We start from the raw sequence: 341 nt of genomic DNA, 5'->3' as shown, positions 1-341 counted from the left end.
GACAATAACGGACAGACTTTGCAGGTTGCTGCATCAGAATGATAATGACGATAACCTTCTCTGCTAGTCGTTTTATATATTAATGTTTGCCCGTTTGGGCAAGTATAAGTATCGTTTTGACTATTATAGATAAACTGCTTTTTTCTGATGGGATTCGCACCATGACTGGGACGACGATAGCCCAACACCGGATATATCTGCTCTGCTAGCAGTAAATGGCAAATGGGAGCCGTAAAATAACCTGCATCAAGACCGACACCAACCGGATTAAAGCCAAACCGCTCTAACTGGCGTTTTAATCGAGCCATATAAGGCTGAGAGTCATGGACATTTCCCGCTGT

Annotated in this window: 1 pseudogene; it reads right to left on the bottom strand. The window is 43.4% G+C overall.

Features of this window, described 5'->3' with window-relative positions:
• Positions 1 to 341: pseudogene (locus GQ590_RS12150) on the bottom strand (IS5/IS1182 family transposase); the annotation flags it as partial.

The sequence above is a fragment of the Gilliamella sp. Lep-s35 genome, assembly GCF_009795845.1.
In the GTDB taxonomy this organism is placed as follows: domain Bacteria; phylum Pseudomonadota; class Gammaproteobacteria; order Enterobacterales; family Orbaceae; genus Gilliamella.
Note: the sequence above shows the minus strand (reverse complement) of the source record. Positions and strands in the feature narration are given on the sequence as shown.